Source organism: Mycolicibacterium sp. HS_4_1 (genome assembly GCF_054515875.1).
Genome location: NZ_CM137261.1, coordinates 5,196,198 through 5,212,833, shown reverse-complemented (window position 1 = coordinate 5,212,833; position 16,636 = coordinate 5,196,198). Strand labels below are relative to the sequence as shown.

Annotated in this window: 20 protein-coding genes; 9 read left to right on the top strand and 11 right to left on the bottom strand. The window is 67.9% G+C overall.

Features of this window, described 5'->3' with window-relative positions:
• Window positions 1–2 precede the first annotated feature (2 nt).
• On the top strand, window positions 3–1,016 hold the full coding sequence (locus tag ACX12F_RS25260; RefSeq protein ID WP_459367006.1) for an alcohol dehydrogenase catalytic domain-containing protein: 1,014 nt from the start codon (window positions 3–5) through the stop codon (window positions 1,014–1,016).
• Between the two features lie 81 nt (window positions 1,017–1,097).
• Window positions 1,098–2,144: a class II fructose-bisphosphate aldolase gene (fbaA, locus tag ACX12F_RS25255; protein ID WP_459367005.1), complete on the top strand. Its 1,047-nt coding sequence runs from the start codon at window positions 1,098–1,100 to the stop codon at window positions 2,142–2,144.
• 21 nt (window positions 2,145–2,165) lie between these two features.
• Here fbaA and ACX12F_RS25250 read toward each other — a convergent pair whose 3' ends face one another.
• Window positions 2,166–2,627 (bottom strand): hypothetical protein, encoded by a 462-nt coding sequence (locus tag ACX12F_RS25250; protein WP_459367004.1) that lies wholly within the window; start codon window positions 2,625–2,627, stop codon window positions 2,166–2,168.
• A gap of 133 nt (window positions 2,628–2,760) precedes the next feature.
• Between ACX12F_RS25250 and ACX12F_RS25245 the strand changes: the two genes are divergently transcribed.
• On the top strand, window positions 2,761–3,174 hold the full coding sequence (locus tag ACX12F_RS25245) for a DUF3151 domain-containing protein (RefSeq protein ID WP_459367003.1): 414 nt from the start codon (window positions 2,761–2,763) through the stop codon (window positions 3,172–3,174).
• Here ACX12F_RS25245 and ACX12F_RS25240 read toward each other — a convergent pair whose 3' ends face one another.
• From ACX12F_RS25240 to ACX12F_RS25230, 3 genes are read right to left on the bottom strand one after another with little or no spacing between them, the layout of a single operon-like run.
• On the bottom strand, window positions 3,175–4,065 hold the full coding sequence (locus ACX12F_RS25240; RefSeq protein WP_459367002.1) for a cation diffusion facilitator family transporter: 891 nt from the start codon (window positions 4,063–4,065) through the stop codon (window positions 3,175–3,177). It abuts the gene before it with no gap.
• 56 nt (window positions 4,066–4,121) lie between these two features.
• The gene (locus tag ACX12F_RS25235; RefSeq protein ID WP_459367001.1) at window positions 4,122–4,895 is read right to left on the bottom strand and encodes a site-2 protease family protein; all 774 of its coding nucleotides are present in this window, start codon (window positions 4,893–4,895) and stop codon (window positions 4,122–4,124) included.
• Between the two features lie 9 nt (window positions 4,896–4,904).
• Window positions 4,905–5,549 carry a peptidase M50 gene (locus ACX12F_RS25230; protein ID WP_459367000.1) on the bottom strand — a complete coding sequence of 215 codons (645 nt, stop codon included), beginning with the start codon at window positions 5,547–5,549 and terminating at the stop codon, window positions 4,905–4,907.
• Between the two features lie 81 nt (window positions 5,550–5,630).
• Between ACX12F_RS25230 and ACX12F_RS25225 the strand changes: the two genes are divergently transcribed.
• Window positions 5,631–6,920 (top strand): adenylosuccinate synthase, encoded by a 1,290-nt coding sequence (locus ACX12F_RS25225; protein WP_459366999.1) that lies wholly within the window; start codon window positions 5,631–5,633, stop codon window positions 6,918–6,920.
• Window positions 6,917–7,594 (top strand): PaaI family thioesterase, encoded by a 678-nt coding sequence (locus ACX12F_RS25220; protein WP_459366998.1) that lies wholly within the window; start codon window positions 6,917–6,919, stop codon window positions 7,592–7,594. The genes ACX12F_RS25225 and ACX12F_RS25220 overlap by 4 nt, the downstream gene beginning before the upstream one ends.
• Here ACX12F_RS25220 and ACX12F_RS25215 read toward each other — a convergent pair.
• Complete coding sequence (locus ACX12F_RS25215; RefSeq protein WP_459370501.1) at window positions 7,591–9,504, bottom strand: MMPL family transporter; 1,914 nt, start codon at window positions 9,502–9,504, stop codon at window positions 7,591–7,593. The two genes, ACX12F_RS25220 and ACX12F_RS25215, sit on opposite strands and share 4 nt — an antisense overlap.
• A 124-nt stretch (window positions 9,505–9,628) precedes the next feature.
• Here ACX12F_RS25215 and ACX12F_RS25210 point away from each other — a divergent pair, with 124 nt between their 5' ends.
• Window positions 9,629–10,114: a MarR family winged helix-turn-helix transcriptional regulator gene (locus tag ACX12F_RS25210; RefSeq protein ID WP_459366997.1), complete on the top strand. Its 486-nt coding sequence runs from the start codon at window positions 9,629–9,631 to the stop codon at window positions 10,112–10,114.
• Here ACX12F_RS25210 and ACX12F_RS25205 read toward each other — a convergent pair whose 3' ends face one another.
• From ACX12F_RS25205 to ACX12F_RS25180, 6 genes are all read right to left on the bottom strand, one after another.
• The gene (locus ACX12F_RS25205) at window positions 10,115–10,963 is read right to left on the bottom strand and encodes a GH25 family lysozyme (RefSeq protein WP_459366996.1); all 849 of its coding nucleotides are present in this window, start codon (window positions 10,961–10,963) and stop codon (window positions 10,115–10,117) included.
• Window positions 10,960–11,151, bottom strand: coding sequence for a hypothetical protein (locus ACX12F_RS25200; RefSeq protein ID WP_459366995.1), 192 nt, complete (start codon window positions 11,149–11,151; stop codon window positions 10,960–10,962). The genes ACX12F_RS25205 and ACX12F_RS25200 overlap by 4 nt, the downstream gene beginning before the upstream one ends.
• A 125-nt stretch (window positions 11,152–11,276) precedes the next feature.
• Window positions 11,277–11,738, bottom strand: coding sequence for a VOC family protein (locus ACX12F_RS25195; RefSeq protein ID WP_459366994.1), 462 nt, complete (start codon window positions 11,736–11,738; stop codon window positions 11,277–11,279).
• A 34-nt stretch (window positions 11,739–11,772) separates the two neighbouring features.
• A complete protein-coding gene (locus ACX12F_RS25190; RefSeq protein WP_459366993.1) occupies window positions 11,773–12,255 on the bottom strand; it encodes an SRPBCC family protein in 483 nt (160 codons plus the stop codon).
• Entirely contained in the window at window positions 12,252–12,647 is a 396-nt protein-coding gene (locus ACX12F_RS25185) for an ArsR/SmtB family transcription factor (protein WP_459366992.1), read from the bottom strand. The genes ACX12F_RS25190 and ACX12F_RS25185 overlap by 4 nt, the downstream gene beginning before the upstream one ends.
• A gap of 373 nt (window positions 12,648–13,020) precedes the next feature.
• Window positions 13,021–14,613: a Na+/H+ antiporter gene (locus ACX12F_RS25180; protein ID WP_459366991.1), complete on the bottom strand. Its 1,593-nt coding sequence runs from the start codon at window positions 14,611–14,613 to the stop codon at window positions 13,021–13,023.
• A 58-nt stretch (window positions 14,614–14,671) separates the two neighbouring features.
• Here ACX12F_RS25180 and ACX12F_RS25175 point away from each other — a divergent pair, with 58 nt between their 5' ends.
• The 3 genes from ACX12F_RS25175 to ACX12F_RS25165 all read left to right on the top strand — a co-directional run bounded on the left by ACX12F_RS25175 (window position 14,672) and on the right by ACX12F_RS25165 (window position 16,632).
• On the top strand, window positions 14,672–14,980 hold the full coding sequence (locus ACX12F_RS25175; RefSeq protein WP_459370500.1) for a UBP-type zinc finger domain-containing protein: 309 nt from the start codon (window positions 14,672–14,674) through the stop codon (window positions 14,978–14,980).
• Window positions 14,981–15,055: 75 nt separating this feature from the next.
• Window positions 15,056–16,180, top strand: a complete 1,125-nt coding sequence (locus tag ACX12F_RS25170; protein WP_459366990.1) for an ATP-grasp domain-containing protein — start codon at window positions 15,056–15,058, stop codon at window positions 16,178–16,180.
• Window positions 16,181–16,182: 2 nt separating this feature from the next.
• Window positions 16,183–16,632, top strand: coding sequence for an Rv0361 family membrane protein (locus ACX12F_RS25165; RefSeq protein WP_459366989.1), 450 nt, complete (start codon window positions 16,183–16,185; stop codon window positions 16,630–16,632).
• The last annotated feature ends 4 nt before the right edge of the window (window positions 16,633–16,636 follow it).

Sequence of the window (16,636 nt, the reverse complement as noted above, 5' to 3'; positions counted from 1 at the left end):
CCATGGCTACTCACAGGGCAGTTCACGTCGCACAAGCCAACGCTCCGCTCCAACTTGCGGATGTCGACACCGTTTCGCCGCCGCGTGACCACGTCCGCATCGCCGTCGCCGCATGCGGCGTGTGCGGCACCGACCGTGAGTTCTACGCGGGGCACTTCCCCGGACTGTCGTGGCCGATCACCCTCGGCCACGAGATCGCGGGCACGGTCGCGGAACTGGGCGACGGCGTCGAGGGCTTCGCCGTCGGCGATCGCGTCGCGGTCGGCTGGTTCGGCGGCAACTGCAACCGCTGTGAGCCCTGCCGGCGGGGCCACTTCATGCAGTGCGTACGCATGGAAGTACCGAGTTGGCACTATCCCGGTGGATACGCCGAATCGGTCAACGTGCCCGCGACTGCGCTGGCCCGGATACCGGAGGAATTCTCGTTCGCCGAGGCTGCGCCGATGGGGTGTGCGGGGGTGACGACGTTCAACGGGTTGCGTAAGACGCGGGCCAAGGCCGGTGATCTGGTCGCGGTGATCGGCATCGGCGGCCTGGGCCATCTCGGGGTGCAGTTCTCCAGGGCAATGGGCTTCGAAACCGTCGCGATCGCCCGGGGCCCGGAGCGCGAAGCCGCGGCCAAGGAACTCGGCGCGCATCACTACATCGATTCGAACGCATCGGATGTCGCCGCCGAACTGCAGCGCCTCGGCGGGGCGGCCGTCGTGCTCGCGACCGCCGCGAGCTCGACGGCGATGGCCGCCACGATCGGCGGGCTGGGGCCGGAGGGCCAGCTCGTGACGGTTGGCGTGACCCCCGAGCCATTGCCGATCAGCCCGCTCGACCTCATCAACGGCGGCTTCTCGGTCACCGGGCATCCGTCGGGCACCTCGCGCGACATCGAGGAGACGTTGCATTTCGCCGCTCTGACAGGCGTGCGGGCCGTCATCGAGGAACGACCTCTCGCGCAGGCCGCGGAGGCCTTCGAACGGATGAACAGCGGCCACGCGCACTACCGGGTGGTCTTGACCGTCTGACCGGGTGTCCCCCGGTGCCGCACTTGCGCTTCACATGACTGACATACTGGCCCAGACTGCAGGTTCGCCGAGAGGAAAAACATGCCCATCGCCACGCCCGAGGTCTACGCGGAGATGCTGGCCCGCGCCAAGGAACACTCTTTCGCGTTCCCGGCCATCAACTGCACGTCGTCGGAAACCGTCAACGCGGCGATCAAGGGATTCGCCGACGCGGGTAGCGACGGCATCATCCAATTCTCCACCGGCGGTGCCGAATTCGCTTCGGGCCTCGGCGTCAAGGACATGGTCACCGGGTCGGTCGCACTGGCCGAGTTCGCCCACGTCGTCGCCGCCAAGTACGACATCACCGTCGCGCTGCACACCGACCACTGCCCCAAGGACAAGCTCGACGGCTTCGTCCGCCCGCTGCTGGCCATCTCGGCCGAGCGCGTCGCCCGCGGCGAGAACCCGCTGTTCCAGTCGCACATGTGGGACGGCTCCGCGGTGCCCATCGACGAGAACCTGCAGATCGCGCAAGAGTTGCTGAAGCTGACGTCGGCCGCGAACATCATCCTCGAGGTCGAGATCGGCGTCGTCGGCGGTGAAGAGGACGGTGTCGAGGCCGAGATTAACGAGAAGCTGTACACCAGCTCGGAGGACTTCGAGAAGACCATCGACGCGCTCGGCGCCGGCGAGCACGGCAAGTACCTGCTGGCCGCGACCTTCGGCAACGTGCACGGCGTGTACAAGCCGGGCAACGTCAAGCTCAAGCCCGAGGTGCTCGCCGAAGGCCAGAAGGTCGGCGCCGCCAAGCTGGGTCTGCCGGCCGGGTCCAAGCCGTTCGACTTCGTCTTCCACGGTGGTTCGGGCTCGCTGAAGTCCGAGATCGAGGACTCACTGCGCTATGGCGTCGTGAAGATGAACGTCGACACCGACACCCAGTATGCGTTCACCCGCCCGGTGGCGGCGCACATGTTCACCAACTACGACGGCGTCTTGAAGATCGACGGCGAGGTCGGCAACAAGAAGGTCTACGACCCGCGCAGCTACCTGAAGAAGGCCGAGGCTTCGATGACCCAGCGCGTCATCGAAGCGTGCAACGACCTGCACAGCACGGGCCGCAGCGTTTCCGCCGGTATGTCCAGCTAGACAGCACCGCCGAGTGGCCGGTCACGGCGCAGGAGTTGCGAAATCCTGTGTCGTAGTCCCCCACAAGTGGGAGGTGCCCCCAGGCCATTCGGCGTTCATGGCCGAATGGCCGCGGGTCAGGAGCACCGTGCCCAGGACCGCCAGAGCGGCGATGGCGGCGATCACCAGCACCAGTGCGATGACCCACCCCCAGCTGCGCCGGTCTTTCGGGGATTTGACGGTGCCGGGAATCTGCTGCGGTGCGGCCGGCGGCATCAGCTCGGTTTCCGGGTCCGGCAGCGGCGCGATGATCTGGGTCTTGCCGTCGAAGCTCGACGGCGCCGTGAAGCGCCGCACCGGGATGGTCGGGTCGGTCGCCGGATCCGCCGGCTCGAAGATTTCGGTTGCCGCTGCGGCGTCGTCGCCTGTCGTGGCAGCGCGCTGATTCGCGTCGCGACGGTCGTCCGGGCCCGTCGGATTCGACATGGCGGCTGGGTTCGACATGGGGGTGTCTGTCCTCCCGATCAAAGTCGCGCACTGGGGCCGGTGCGTCCGTTGCCGGCCGCGACGTCCTGCCTGGAGCTTAATCGCCCGCCTGCGGTATTCCTGCGAGCGCCCGCACGGCACAATGGCGGCCATGACGCGAATGGGTGATCTGCTGGGTCCGGAGCCGGTGCTGCTGCCTGCCAACTTCGAGGCTGAGGACGCTCTGGCCGCGGGCACGTCCGCGACCGACGTTGCTGCGGCGCACCCGACGGCCTCGGTGGCCTGGGCCGCCCTGGCGGAGGCCGCGCTGGCCGACGGCCAGACCATCACCGCGTACGCCTACGCCCGTACGGGCTACCACCGCGGCCTGGACCAGCTCCGCCGCAACGGTTGGAAGGGTTTCGGCCCGGTGCCGTTCGCGCACGAACCGAACCAGGGTTTCCTGCGGTGTGTGGCTGTGCTGGCCAAGGCCGCTGGTGCGATCGGCGAGCAGGACGAGTACCTGCGCTGCCTGGACCTGCTGGAGGACTGCGATCCGGCGGCGCGCGGCGAGCTGGGTCTGTAGCTAGTCCATCTCGCAGTGGCAGGCGCCGTCAGCGGGCGGTTCCACCTGCACGGTGGCGTGGTCTAGCCCGCGGGCGGCCAGCACGGCGCGGGCCGACTCGAGGACGCGCGCCGAATCCGCGGCGGACGTCAGGTGCGCGGTGGCCATGTCCTTGCCGGGCACCAGCGTCCACACGTGCAGGTCGTGCACGTCGGTCACGCCGTCGACGGCGGCCAGTGCCGTGCGCAGTTCCTCGACGTCGATATGGCTGGGGGAGGACTCCGACAGGATGCGCAGGGCGGCGCGGGCCAGCGCTACGGCGCGCGGCAGCACCCACAGCGCGACCAGGACGGCGACGACGACGTCGGCGTACGGCCAGCCGGTGGTGACGTTCACGATGCCCGCGATCAGGACGCCGACGCTGCCGACGGTGTCGGCGATGACCTCCATGTAGGCGCCTTTGACCGCGAGGCTGCTGCCGGCGTCGGAGCGCAGCAGCAGCACGACGACCAGGTTGGCCAGCAGGCCCGCGAGGGCGACGACGATCATCGGCACACCGGGTATTGAAGGCGCCGCACCAAGTCGTTCATAGGCCTCGTAGAGGATGAACACCGCGACGCCCATCAGCAGCACGGCATTGGCCACCGCGGTGAAGACTTCGGCGCGGTGCCAGCCGTAGGTGCGGGCCGCAGACGACGAGCCGCGGCGGGCGAGCAGGACGGCGCCCAGGCCCATGAACATCGCGACCAGGTCGGTCAGCATGTGGCCCGCGTCGGCCAGCAGCGCGATCGAGTTGATCAGCAGCGCGGTGGTCAGCTCTATGACGAAGAAGACGCTGAGTACGGCTGCGGCCATGATCATGCGGCTGGCGCGCGCGTTCGAGCCATGGTTGTGGTCGTGTCCGGCACCCATGCCAGAAATATATGCAGAACTACGCATATGTCGCAAGGCCTACGCCTTGCGGCGTGCTACCAGGCGGACCAGAACCGGGTCAGTGCGCTGCCGATCATCGCCAGGCGCGGCGGCACGCCGGCCAGACTGACGGCCGAATAGACGACGTTGAAGAACAGCCGGTTCAGCTCGGGGACGATCAGCAGCAGCATCAGCACCAGGAAGCCCCATTGCCGGGCGGGCAGCAGTGCGCGCTGCGTGTCGGGGCTCAGGTGCGGTTCGAGCGCGCCGTAGCCGTCGAGGCCCGGGATGGGCAGCAGGTTCAGGAACAGTGCGGTGACCTGTAGGAATCCCAGGAAGGCCAGGCCTGCCCAGAACACCGGATGGTCGGCGTCGAACAGCATCGCGGTGGCGAGCAGCAGGACGATGGCCAACACCAGGTTTGCGAACGGGCCGGCCAGGCTGACCACAGTGCGCTGCCGCGGCGTCATGTATTCGGTGCGCACGTACACGGCACCGCCGGGCAGGCCGATGCCGCCGAGGGCGATGAACAGCGCCGGCAGGCCCAGCGACAGCAGCGGGCTGGCGTACTTCGCGGGGTTCAGCGTGAGGTAGCCGCGCAGCTCGACGTCGCGGTCCCCGAAGCGCCAGGCGGTGTAGGCGTGGCCGAACTCGTGCAGGCACAGCGACACCGTCCACCCCGCGATGGCGAACACGAAGACGCCGGCGTAGGCCAGGGGCCGGACCTCGGCGCCGCAGAACCAGGCGACCGCGCCACCGGCGGCGGTCAGGGCCACGATCGCCCAGAAGATGGGACTGGGACGGACTCCGCGCCGCAGGGGCAAGCTCATGCCAAGAAACTAGCCGACCCGCAGCCAACCCTGGATGTGACGGTAGAACGCCGACCGTCGCGCCGGACGCGCAGCCGCCACGCCGTCGCGCTCCACCAAAACTCCGGTGCTGCCGAGTTGCGCGGCGCGGCCCGTGACCCAGCCCCGGCCCAGCCCTGGCGCGGCCCCGAGAGCTCGCGCGCGCAGCCCCGGCATGCCGGGCAGCGGTTCGATGACGACGCCTGTGGACTCGCCGTCGAACAGCACCGTGTCGTCGACGACGGCCTCTCCGGTGATGGCGTCGCCGGCCGACGGCAGCCAGCGCGCGGACCGGACGATCACCGCTCCGGTCTCGTCGCGGATCAGCGGAACCCGTTGGGCAACACCGTCTCTGGCGCGGCGTGCGGCACCCGGCCCGCCGCGGGACAGGGGCGGGACGAAGCCGACCTCGACGTCGAGCCGGTCGTCGCGCAGCAGCCGGGCCAGGGTGGCGGACAGGTCGGCGTGGCGGCCGACGACGATGACCCGGACGGCGTCGTCGGGGATCGTCGGAGCACTGGCCGAGGGCACCGTGACGGCCGTCAGATCCGTCAGCGCGCGGGGGATCCGGCGGTCGCCGAAGACCAGCACCACGACGGCCCCGGGAACGTTGCCGGAGACTTGTCTGGCGGTCAAGGCCTCTCCTCTCGTCGTGCTGGGATAAGGTTGCTCACCGGCTGCCACTGTATTCAGGCAGGTAATGCGGGAGGCAAAACGATGCCGGCAATCGTGCTCATCGGGGCCCAATGGGGTGACGAGGGCAAAGGTAAGGCCACTGATCTACTCGGTGGACGTGTGCAATGGGTGGTTCGCTACCAGGGCGGCAACAACGCCGGGCACACGGTGGTACTGCCCACGGGGGAGAACTTCGCGCTCCACCTCATCCCATCGGGCATCCTGACACCCGGGGTCACCAACGTCATCGGCAACGGTGTCGTGGTCGATCCGGGAGTGCTGCTCAGCGAGCTGTCGGGCCTCGAGGACCGCGGTGTGGACACCAGCAAGCTCATGATCTCGGCTGACGCGCACCTGCTGATGCCGTATCACGTGGCCATCGACAAGGTCACCGAGCGATACGCGGGCAGCAAGAAGATCGGCACCACCGGCCGCGGCATCGGGCCCTGCTACCAGGACAAGATCGCGCGCATCGGCATCCGGGTGGCTGACGTGCTCGACGAAGAGCAGCTGGCCGCCAAGGTCGAGGCCGCACTGGAGTTCAAGAACCAGGTGCTGGTCAAGATCTACAACCGCAAGGCGCTCGAGCCGGCTGAGGTCGTCGAAAGCCTGCTGCAGCAGGCCGAGGGCTTCAAGCACCGCATCGCCGACGCCCGGCTGCTGCTCAACCAGGCGCTGGAGCGCGGCGAGACGGTCCTGCTGGAGGGCTCCCAGGGCACCCTGCTGGACGTCGACCACGGCACCTACCCGTTCGTGACGTCGTCCAACCCGACTGCGGGCGGCGCGGCGGTCGGCTCCGGCATCGGCCCGACCCGGATCACCACGGTGCTGGGCATCCTCAAGGCCTACACGACCCGGGTGGGCTCGGGCCCGTTCCCGACGGAGCTGTTCGACGAGCACGGCGCCTACCTGTCCAAGACGGGCGGCGAGGTCGGCGTGACCACCGGCCGGGCCCGGCGCTGCGGCTGGTTCGACGCCGTCATCGCCCGGTACGCGACCCGCGTCAACGGCATCACCGACTACTTCCTGACCAAGCTCGACGTGCTGTCCAGCCTGGAGACGGTGCCGATCTGCGTCGGCTACACCGTCGACGGCAAGCGCACCGACGAGATGCCGATGACGCAGGCCGACATCGCCCGCGCCGAGCCGATCTACGAGGAACTGCCGGGCTGGTGGGAGGACATCTCCACCGCGCGCGAGTTCTCCGATCTGCCCGCCAAGGCACAGGACTACGTGTTGCGGCTGGAGGAGCTCGCCGGAGCCCCCATGTCATGCATCGGCGTCGGTCCCGGCCGGGATCAGACGATCGTGCGCCGGGACATCCTCGGGTGACGGAAGGGGCGAGCGAAGCGACGGGGCAATCCCAAGGGGCGAGCGAAGCGACGGGGAAACCCGGGGGTTTCATCGACCAGCACGGCGGCTTCCCGAGATTTGAGCCGGCCGACCCGGGCCCGGGGTTCGGCCGCTTCATCGAGGGGATGCGGCGGCTGCAGGACCTGGCGGTGTCGGCCAACCCGGACAGTGACACCTGGGACGAGGCCGCCGACCGCGTCGAAGAACTGGTCAAGCTGTTGGGGCCGTTCCAGGCCGCGGAAGGCGTCGGCCCCGCCAACCGGATGCCGTCGCTGCCCGGTGTCGGCAGTCTGTTGATGCCGCCGTGGACGGTCACGAAGTTCTCGCCCGAGGGCGTCGAGATGCGGGTCGAGTTCAGCCGGTACCACGTGGGCGGCAACTACGCCGTGCACGGCGGGGTGCTGCCGCTGCTGTTCGATCAGGCCTTCGGCGTGCTGATCCACGCGGTCAATCGGCCGATGAGTCGCACCGCGTATCTGCACGTCGACTACCGCAAGGTCACCCCGATCGACACGCCGCTGACGGCCAAGGCACACGTCACCGATGTCGAGGGCCGCAAGACGTTCGTCGCGGCCGAACTGTTCGACCCCGAGGGCAATCTGCTGGCCGAGGCCAACGGCCTGATGGTCAGTCTGCTGCCCGGCCAGCCCTAGCGTTCGGCACGTAGCGCCGGCCACCAGATGTGGGGGCCGATCAGGGTGAACAGCGCCGGGATGATGACGGTGCGCACCACGAAGGTGTCCAGCAGGATGCCGAGGCCGACGATGATGCCCAGCTGCGTCAGCACGATCAGCGGCAGCACACCGAGCACGCAGAACACCGCGGCCAGGACGATGCCGGCGCTGGTGATCACCGCGCCCGTCGCGGAGACCGCGCGCACGATGCCCTGCCGGTTACCGAATTCGGGGGTTTCTTCGCGGGCGCGGGTCACCAGGAAGATGGTGTGGTCGACGCCGAGCGCGACGAGGAATAGGAACGCGAACAGCGGAGTCCCGTTGTCCAGCGCGGGAAATCCGAACAGGTGCACGCTGGCCCAGCCGCCCACTCCCAGCGCGGCCAGGGCGCTGAGCACGGTCACCGCCACCAGGATCACCGGTGCCAGCGCCGAACGCAGCAGGACGTACAGCACGACCAGTACTACCAGCAGGATCGCGGGGATGACGATCTTCCGGTCGTGCTGCGCCGCTGCTGCGGCGTCGCGGGCCTGGGCGTCGGGGCCACCGACGACCGCGCCGGCGTCGAGTTGGTGCACCGAATCACGAAGATTATCAATGGTTTTGAACGCGTCTGGGGAAGCGGGTGCGGCAGCCAGTACCACCGACCACTGGGTCAGGCCCGACGCCGATCGCCCTGCCGGCGTCGCCGACACGACTCCGGGCGTGCGGGCGATGGCCGGACCCAGGTCTGGGGCGGAGGCGATGACGGTGGTGGGGTTGGTCAGTCCGCTGGGGAAGTGCGCGGCGAGGGTGTCGTAGCCGGCGACGGACTCGGCCTGCACCCGGAACTGCTGGGTCTGCGACAGCCCGATGGGCAGATTGACCAGGCCGACGCACAGCGCGGCCAAGCCGGCCAATGCCACTGTGGCGACGCGGCCCGGCCTGCGCGCCACGCCGGCGGCGACCCGGTGCCAGACGCCGCTTTCGGTGAGCGACTTGGCGTGCGAGCCGGTTTCGGGGATGAAGGGCCAGAACAGGCGGCGGCCGAACAATCCCAGCAGCGGGGGCAGCACCAGCAACACGAACACAGCGGCGACGACGAGGCCGGCCGCGGCCTGCACGCCCAGACTGCGGTTGCTGGGGGCGGAGGCGAGCAACAGGGTCAGCAGAGCCAGCACCACGGTGGCGTTGCTGGCGACGATCGCCGGGGCGGCGGCGCGCCACGCCACCCGCAGGGCGTCCCGATGGTCACTGCGCCGGGACAGTTCCTCCCGATAGCGGGAGATGAGTAGCAGCGCGTAGTTGGTGCCGGCACCGAAGACCAGCACGCTGGTGATGCCCGCCGTGGAACCGTCGGGGTTCAGCCCCGTCGCCGCGGCCACCGCGGTGCCGACGACTGCGCCTACCTGATCGGCGAACCCGATCACCAGTAGCGGGATCAGCCAGAGGACGGGGGAGCGGTAGGTGACGATCAGCAGCAGCGCCACGACCGTTGCGGTCACCGCGAGCAGTGTGAAGTTGGCTCCGGCAAAGGAATTCGCGATGTCGGCGCCGAATGCGGGTCCACCGGTGACCTGTGCGCGTAATCCGTCGGGGAGCGCTGCCGAGACCTGCGCGCGCAGATCGTGCACCGCGTCGCGGAGGTGGAAGCCGGACAGGTCCGCCGCCAGTGGTGCGATCCGCAGCGCGGCTTTGCCGTCGGCGGAGACCTGGGCGCCGGGGCCTGCGGCAGCGATGTCGGCCGGCGTCAACGGGGCATCGTCGGTGCGGGTCACCACGATGATCGCCGGCGCGGTATCGCCGCCGGGGAACTGCGCGCGCAGCGCGTCGGCGCGGGCGGATTCGGCGCCGGCAGGCACGGCCACCGGCGACTGCGATGCGGAGTCTCCGGCACCGAGCAGCGCCATGGCTGCACCGGAGAGGAGCAGGACGATCAGGGCCGATGCCCAGGCGACTCGTGTGGACACCCAGAAAATATTTCAGGTACTTAACTATTAATCAAATGAACTTTGTGAACGGTATGCTCGCCGCGTGCCGACGCCGCCCGACCGCGCTGTTCTGGAGGCGCAGATCTCTGCCGACGTGCGGGCGCTGACAGCCGAATCCGAGCAGATCGGCCGCACCTTCGCGATGCAGAACGATCTGGGCGCCAATGATTTTCGGGCACTGCTGCACATCATGGTCGCTGAATCGGCGGGGGCACCGTTGACCGCGGGCGAGCTGCGCAAGCTCATGGGCACCTCGGGCGCGGCCATCACCTACCTCGTGGAGCGGATGATCAGCTCAGGACATCTGCGCCGCGACACCGACCCCGCCGACCGGCGCAAGGTCATCCTGCGATACGACGACAAAGGGCTGGCCGTGGGCCGGGAGTTCTTCAGCCCGTTGGCTCAGCTCAATACAGAGGCGCTTGCAGAGCTGCCCGATGCAGACCTCAAGGCGGCGCACCGGGTGTTCGTGGCCCTCACCGGTGCGATGCGGGCGTTCCATGCGGAACCCCTTCCCGGCGAGCGGTGATCACGCCGACGATGTGGCCTTGAGGGCGGATACGTCCGCTCTGAGTGCGGCGACCGCGTCCACCATCGTCAGGTTCTGGCCGGTCGCATTCTGGCCGAGCTGAGGCCAACCGTTCAGGTTCGGCCCGCGCAACTGGGTCTGGATGTCCTGCACGATGGCCAGGATCTGGTTGAGGGTCGCGGTGGTCGGGTCGGGCGTTGGATCGGGTGTAGCCACGGTTCCTCCGTTTAACAGTGAGATGAGTTGATCCAGGGTGCCCTGGAATGCGTTGCAGTCCACCGATGAATTCCCGATCACCGCGGCATCGGTGAATTGCAGGATCTGCGGCGTGGCGCCGCCGTAGGGGAACCAGTACCGCTGATTGTCGTTGCCGGGATAGAGATTTGACGCGTATCCGGTGCCGCTGGCGTAGTTCGACGCGATCAGCGCTGGCACCTGAGAGAGGTCCGGTGAGCCGATCTGCTGCCAGTACCAGTGCGGGATGTAAGACAGCGAGATGGTCACCCCGGCGGCGTTGAACGCATGGACCACGGCCCAGAAGTTCTGGATGTCACCGGAATTCGCCTCGAAGTCCAGCATCGCAAATTTGCCACCGTTGTTGCTGAGCCACGTTTGGGCCTGCGCCGCCGGGCTGTCGGTGGTGACGTAGTGATAGCCGATATGCGGAAAGTGGTTGTCCTGGCACCACTGTGCGATCACGGGCCAATACGGGTCCCGGTAATAGCTGCCTTCGGATACCTTCTGCTCGATCCAGGAGAAACCCTGGCCGGGTAGCTGCGAGACGAACGCAATGGCATCGCTGGCCGAGTGAAAATTGTTGTTCGACGTATCCGGTCCGTACAGGGTCATGGCGCCGCCCCCTTGGGCGCCGGCGTCCAGCTCGTCGTACTCGCCAATGCCTTTGTGTCGGTGTTGAATCCGTCACTCGACTGCACTGTCCATTGCAACTGGCCGGCGGCGTCGTGAGTTGCCGTGGCGATGGCGCCGGCTTGTTCATACATCTCGCCCAGGGCTTCGGGTCTGCCTGCGGTGTTCATGGCAAATCCTCGCCTTCTGTCGTGGAGGCCTTGTCCCGCTTCGATTCTCGCTTGTCCGATTCGTGTTGACTCTCGTTGTCGAAGGACACTTTCCACGATAGCGCGCTCTGCGTGGCCGGGTTTGTTCAGGCGTTCTCCAACTCGGCGATCACGATCTTCTTCTGCCGCATCATCGTCTGGACCTGTTCGGGCCGGCCCAGCAGTTGGTCCATGTTGGCCGGGATGATCTGCCAGCTGATCCCGAATCGATCCTTGCACCAACCGCATTGCTCGGATTCGGGCACGTGCGAGAGCTTGGACCAGTACCGGTCGATCTCGTCCTGGTCGGCGCACTGGATCACGAACGAGATGGATTCGTTGAAGGTGAACATCGGTCCGCCGTCGAGGCAGACGAAATCGACACCGTTCAGGTTGAACCGGCCGTTCAGTACCTTGCCCGACATGCCCGCGAAATGTTCGTCGAGGGCTGCGTCGGGGTACTCCTCGATCGAGATGATCCGCGAATCCGGAAACACCTCGACGTAATACTCCATGGCTTCACGCGCCTGGTCGTTGAACCAGAGGCAGGGCTGGATGGCTTTCGGCATGTCGTCTCCTTGTCTCTCAGTGGTTTTCGTGTGGTCAGGACAGGAGTGCGTCGATCTGTCCGAGGGCGCCGGTCATGCCCTCGACCATGCCCATCGCGGTCACCTTCTCGAGCTGTTCCAGATCGGTGAACCGGGCGACGATCGTCATGCGGGTGCCGCGGTCGATGGCGTCGAAGGACACCTCGAGGCGCATGGTGGGCATCGCGGGGTCGGGCTCGCCGTCGGGCTTCGAGAAGCCGTCTTCGATGAGAAGCCGCGATGGTGCGTCGACTTCGAGCGTGGTCCACCAGCCCGGTGCGATCTCGCCCGCGGGGCCCGTCATGTGGTACCGCGACTGACCACTCGGCGCGAGCTCGTGCCGAGTGAAGGTGGCCGGCCAGGTCGGCGGACCCCACCAGCGTTCCAGCTGCCGCGGGTCTTCCCACACCTGCCAGACCCGCGCGGGCGGAGCGGCGAACTCCGCCACGAACGTCATGGTGAGAGCCTGCGGGTCGGCGGCGCTGCTGATCACCGTCATCGGTGGTCCTTTCGTTTTGTGGCGCTTGGGGTTTCGTGTGGGGGATAGCCGTCTTCGGCGAGGATCGCCTCGATGGTCGCGGCACGGTCGTGCCAGAGCGCCGCGTAACGCTCCAGGAGCACGCCCGCCCGGTGCAGCGTCTCGGGCACCGCACGGACGAGTTGTTCCCGGCCGCGGCGCTCTTTATGCACCAATGCGGCTCCGGCAAGAACCGCGACGTGTTTCTGCACCGCGGCGAAGCTCATGTCGTAACCGCGGGCGAGTGCGCTCACCGACTGGTCGCTGCGCATCGTGCGGGCCACGATGTCGCGGCGCGTGGCGTCCGCCAATGCGTGGAAGATTCGGTCGATCTCCGCATCGGTGAACGCCTCGGGGAAGATATATACAACCATTTGGTTGTAGATTAGGCCGGCGCGATTGTGGCGTCAAGAGCCCACGGTTGGATCGCCCGCGTGGAGGCCGCAAAGGCGTTGATCCTGAATCTGTGGCGCACTTTTGCGAGTAGGTTCCGCCCGCGTTACAGGCTCAACGCGGATCGGCGTCCGGTCCGCGTCGAGCCTGACTCGGTGGCAGAAAAATCGCCGTGCAGTCAGGTTCGCGCAGTGAACGTAGCTTCAACCACGCCGCGCTGGCGGCCATCGTGATGGAAGCCAGGTACTTTTTCAGGCCGCCAGAGGTCCCTGAGTGCGACAACCATCGGTGATCGCCGCCGCGATTGCGTTCAGGTCCACCGGCACCGGCGGTCCAGCCCCAAGCCAAGCCGCCCTATTCGCGGTTGAGCGCCGCTTCTTCCAGATCCAGCCCGTGCAACACCGACCGCAGCACCTCGTCATCGATGTTTCCGGCGTCGCGTTCGGCGATGAACGTCGCGCGCTCGGCCGCCAGCATTTCCAGCCGCAGCCGCCGCATGGCCGACGCCGGGCTTTCGCCGATGTCGTCGTCACTGCGGCCCAGGCGTTCCCACACGGCATTGCGGCGACGGTCGTTCCAGTTCTGCAGGATCTCTCCGACGTGCTGCTGGGCACTGGAATTGCTACTGCGGGCCAGTAATTCGTCGAGTCGGTCGGCGGCGGCTGCGGCCGCGCGGCTCGATGCCGCAGCCTGCTCCAGCGCATCCTGATGCGCCTCGGCTTCGCTGCGGACGTCCAGCATGCGGATCAGCCACGGCAGCGTCAGGCCGTGCAGCAGCAGCGTCCCGATGACGACGACGAACGTCAGGAACACCAGCTGCGGCCGCCCCGGGAACGGAGTGTCGCTCAGTGTCGTCATGGGCACACCGAACGCGGCGGCCAGCGACACGACGCCGCGCATGCCCGCCCAGGCCACGATGAACACCTGCGACGGCGTCGGTCGGGGTTCGCGTTCCCGGATGCCGCGGAACAGGACCCGCGGGGTGTAGGCCATGACGTACACCCAGACGATGCGGACGCCGATCACCGAGGCCAGCACCGCGGCTGACGCCACGGCCAAGGTGACCGCGCGGATGCCGGTCAGCTCATCGACGACCGTCGGCAGCTGCAGGCCGATCATCAGGAAGGCGAAGGACTCCAGCACCAGCTGGATCGACTTCCACACCGCGTCGTCCTGCAGGCGGGTGGCGTAGGACGCACGGGTTGCGCGCTGGCCGAGCAGCAGTGCGGCGACCACCACCGCGATCACCCCGGAGCCGTGCACCTCTTCGGCCAGCCAGTAGATGAAATACGGTGCGACGAGCCCGATGGCGCTCTCCACCAGCGGATCGTCCAGCCAGGTCCGGATGAACTCGATAAACCAGCCGATCAGTCCGCCGATCACGACCCCGCCCGCCGCGGCGAGCGCGAAGGTGCCCAGCGCGCCCCGCCACGTCGCCGCCGCGCCGACGGCCGCGGCCAGGGCGACCTTGTATGCGGTGAGCGCCGTAGCGTCGTTCAGCAGGCTCTCGCCGCCGAGCAAAGTCATGATCTGGCGGGGCAGTCCCAGCCGGCGGCCGATGGCCGCGGCGGACACCGCGTCGGGCGGCGCCACGATCGCGCCCAGAGTGAGGGCTGCGGCCACCGTGAGCTCCGGGACGGTGTGGAAGGCGACGAACCCGACGACCAGCGTGGTGGCCAACGGCAGCCCGACCGCGAGCATCCCGATGGGGCGGACGTTCTTGCGCAACGCCAGATAGCTGCTCTCCAGCCCGGCCGACCACAGCAACGGCGGCAGCACCACGAACATGACCAACTGCGGCTGCATCTCGATGGCGGGCACACCCGGAATCAGCCCGACGGCGAGTCCCGCGACGACGAGTCCCAGCGGCGCGGAGACGTCGAATCGACGGGCCAGCGCGGCCAACAACACCGAGGCCACCAGCACTGCCAGCAGTGGGGCACCCACGTCCTCAAACCTCCTCGGTCAGCCGGCCCTATCCTTGTTCAACATGCTGGGGAAATGGATGCAGTCACGGGCAACGCGTCCGCGTGAAGAAAATTCCCCGACCACCTGCACGCACCTCGCCGACGCGGTCGGACAAGCTGAACCGGAGCCGCAGACGCCCGGGCGCTGTGGTGACTGCGCGGCACTTGGGGAGGATACGTGGGCGCACCTTCGGATGTGCCTGACCTGCGGACAGGTCGGTTGTTGTGATTCCAGTCCGCATCAACACGCGAATGAGCATTACCGCCGCACCGGGCATCCGGTGATGCGGTCGGTCGAGCCGGGGGAGAGCTGGCGATGGTGCTACGTCGACATCAGATTGGGTTGACGGGGCGAGCGGAGCGACGGGGGACGTTGATGGGGCGAGCGAAGCGACGGGAAGGCAGATGAGTTGGTGGACCGCATGACCGTTCTCGTCCTCGGCACCGGTGAGTTGAGCAGTGAACTGGTGCAGTCCTTCCAGCGGCTGGGGGCGCGGGCAACCGCGGTGGCCGTGCCCACCGCGGCGGCGGCGCTGCGGGACTTGATCGACCGGCACATGCCACAGCTGGTGGTGGTCCAGTGCCCGGCCGCGGATCTCGGCGCCGACGTCGTGGAGGGGTTGGCCGCGCTCGACGAAGTCGCCGTGTTCCCGACGCCGGGTGCCCTGCGCCTGGCGTCCGACCGCGAGGCGCTGCGCACCTTGGCGGCCCACGAGCTGGGGCTGCCGACCGCGCCGTTCTGGTTCGCCGGATCGGTTGACGAACTCACCGCCGTCGCCGAGCACGCCGGGCTGCCGCTCACGGTGACGCCGGCCGCGAACACCGACGGTGCCGGCCGCTCGGTGCTGTCCCGTCTCGAGGACGTCGACGTCGCCTGGCACCGTGCGGTGGCCGCGGGCGGAGAGCGGGTGATGGCAGAGACAGCTGTCGACGTGGCCGCCGAGTTCACCATGCTGACCGTGCGGACTCAGGGCCCGGCGGGTCCGGTGGTGCAGTTCTGCGAACCGATCGGTCACCGCCGCGAGAACGGCGGCCCGCTGGAGATGTGGCAGCCGCATCAGCTGTCGGACTCGGCGCTGGACGCGGCCCGCTCTATCGCCGCTCGTATCGTCAACAAGCTCGGTGGCACGGGTCTGTTCACGGTCGACCTGCTGCTGGGCACCGATGCGGATCCGGCCGCGGGCGCTGCCGAAGAGGTGTACTTCGCGACGGTCCACCCGGTGCTGACCGGCGCCGGCTTCGTGACGACACGGTCGCAGCGCCTGTCGCAGTTCGATCTGCATACCCGCGCGATCCTCGGCCTGCCGGTCGACACCATCATGATTTCACCGGCGGCCGGCGAGGTCAGTCGCCCGTCGTCGGACAAGGCCGCGGTCGCGCGCGCACTGCCCGACGCGCTGGCCGTCGCCGAGAGCGACGTCCGACTCTCCGGCGAGGTGTGCGTGGCTTTGGCGACGGCGCCGGATGTGGTGCGGGCCCGTGACCGCGCGCATCAGGTGGCCGCTGCACTTAACCCAACAGCGGCGACCAACCACACAGGGAAGTGACCATGACCGAATCGGAATCGCACCCCCGCCAGACGCTGGGCCCGTTCCTGGCCGCGCTTGGGGTCATCGTGGTCCTTGTGGTGATCGTCGCAGTGCTGAATGCGATCGGGGTGTTCGGCCGCACTGATCCGACGCCGGAGCAGCTGGTGCGCACCGCTGTCGTCGGCCAGAACGACGGACTGCAGCGCAAGGACTACGCGCGCTTTTCGACGTACACCTGCAAGGCGCAGGCCGGTACCCAAGCGGATGTGCTTGCCAAACAAGAAGCTTCGGCGGCCAAGAACGGGCAGCGCTACGTCGACGAGGTACGGGACATCAAGTTCGACGGCCAGAAGGCCACCGCCGTGCTGGTGTATCACTTCGACAAGACGCCGGACCAGAAGCCCACGGCGCCGGTGGTGCTGGTGAACGAGGACGGCGCATGGAAGGTGTGCTCGCCGGTCCCGAGCTAGTTTG

What these genes read in the sequence shown, in the direction of transcription:
- ACX12F_RS25260 (WP_459367006.1), top strand. Translation starts at nt 3, where the DNA reads ATGGCTACTCACAGGGCAGTTCACGTCGCACAAGCCAACGCTCCGCTC.
- fbaA (WP_459367005.1), top strand. Translation starts at nt 1,098, where the DNA reads ATGCCCATCGCCACGCCCGAGGTCTACGCGGAGATGCTGGCCCGCGCC.
- ACX12F_RS25250 (WP_459367004.1), bottom strand. Translation starts at nt 2,627, where the DNA reads ATGTCGAACCCAGCCGCCATGTCGAATCCGACGGGCCCGGACGACCGT.
- ACX12F_RS25245 (WP_459367003.1), top strand. Translation starts at nt 2,761, where the DNA reads ATGACGCGAATGGGTGATCTGCTGGGTCCGGAGCCGGTGCTGCTGCCT.
- ACX12F_RS25240 (WP_459367002.1), bottom strand. Translation starts at nt 4,065, where the DNA reads ATGGGTGCCGGACACGACCACAACCATGGCTCGAACGCGCGCGCCAGC.
- ACX12F_RS25235 (WP_459367001.1), bottom strand. Translation starts at nt 4,895, where the DNA reads ATGAGCTTGCCCCTGCGGCGCGGAGTCCGTCCCAGTCCCATCTTCTGG.
- ACX12F_RS25225 (WP_459366999.1), top strand. Translation starts at nt 5,631, where the DNA reads ATGCCGGCAATCGTGCTCATCGGGGCCCAATGGGGTGACGAGGGCAAA.
- ACX12F_RS25215 (WP_459370501.1), bottom strand. Translation starts at nt 9,504, where the DNA reads ATGGCGCTGCTCGGTGCCGGAGACTCCGCATCGCAGTCGCCGGTGGCC.
- ACX12F_RS25205 (WP_459366996.1), bottom strand. Translation starts at nt 10,963, where the DNA reads ATGACCCTGTACGGACCGGATACGTCGAACAACAATTTTCACTCGGCC.
- ACX12F_RS25200 (WP_459366995.1), bottom strand. Translation starts at nt 11,151, where the DNA reads ATGAACACCGCAGGCAGACCCGAAGCCCTGGGCGAGATGTATGAACAA.
- ACX12F_RS25195 (WP_459366994.1), bottom strand. Translation starts at nt 11,738, where the DNA reads ATGCCGAAAGCCATCCAGCCCTGCCTCTGGTTCAACGACCAGGCGCGT.
- ACX12F_RS25190 (WP_459366993.1), bottom strand. Translation starts at nt 12,255, where the DNA reads ATGACGGTGATCAGCAGCGCCGCCGACCCGCAGGCTCTCACCATGACG.
- ACX12F_RS25185 (WP_459366992.1), bottom strand. Translation starts at nt 12,647, where the DNA reads ATGGTTGTATATATCTTCCCCGAGGCGTTCACCGATGCGGAGATCGAC.
- ACX12F_RS25175 (WP_459370500.1), top strand. Translation starts at nt 14,672, where the DNA reads ATGCAGTCACGGGCAACGCGTCCGCGTGAAGAAAATTCCCCGACCACC.
- ACX12F_RS25170 (WP_459366990.1), top strand. Translation starts at nt 15,056, where the DNA reads ATGACCGTTCTCGTCCTCGGCACCGGTGAGTTGAGCAGTGAACTGGTG.
- ACX12F_RS25165 (WP_459366989.1), top strand. Translation starts at nt 16,183, where the DNA reads ATGACCGAATCGGAATCGCACCCCCGCCAGACGCTGGGCCCGTTCCTG.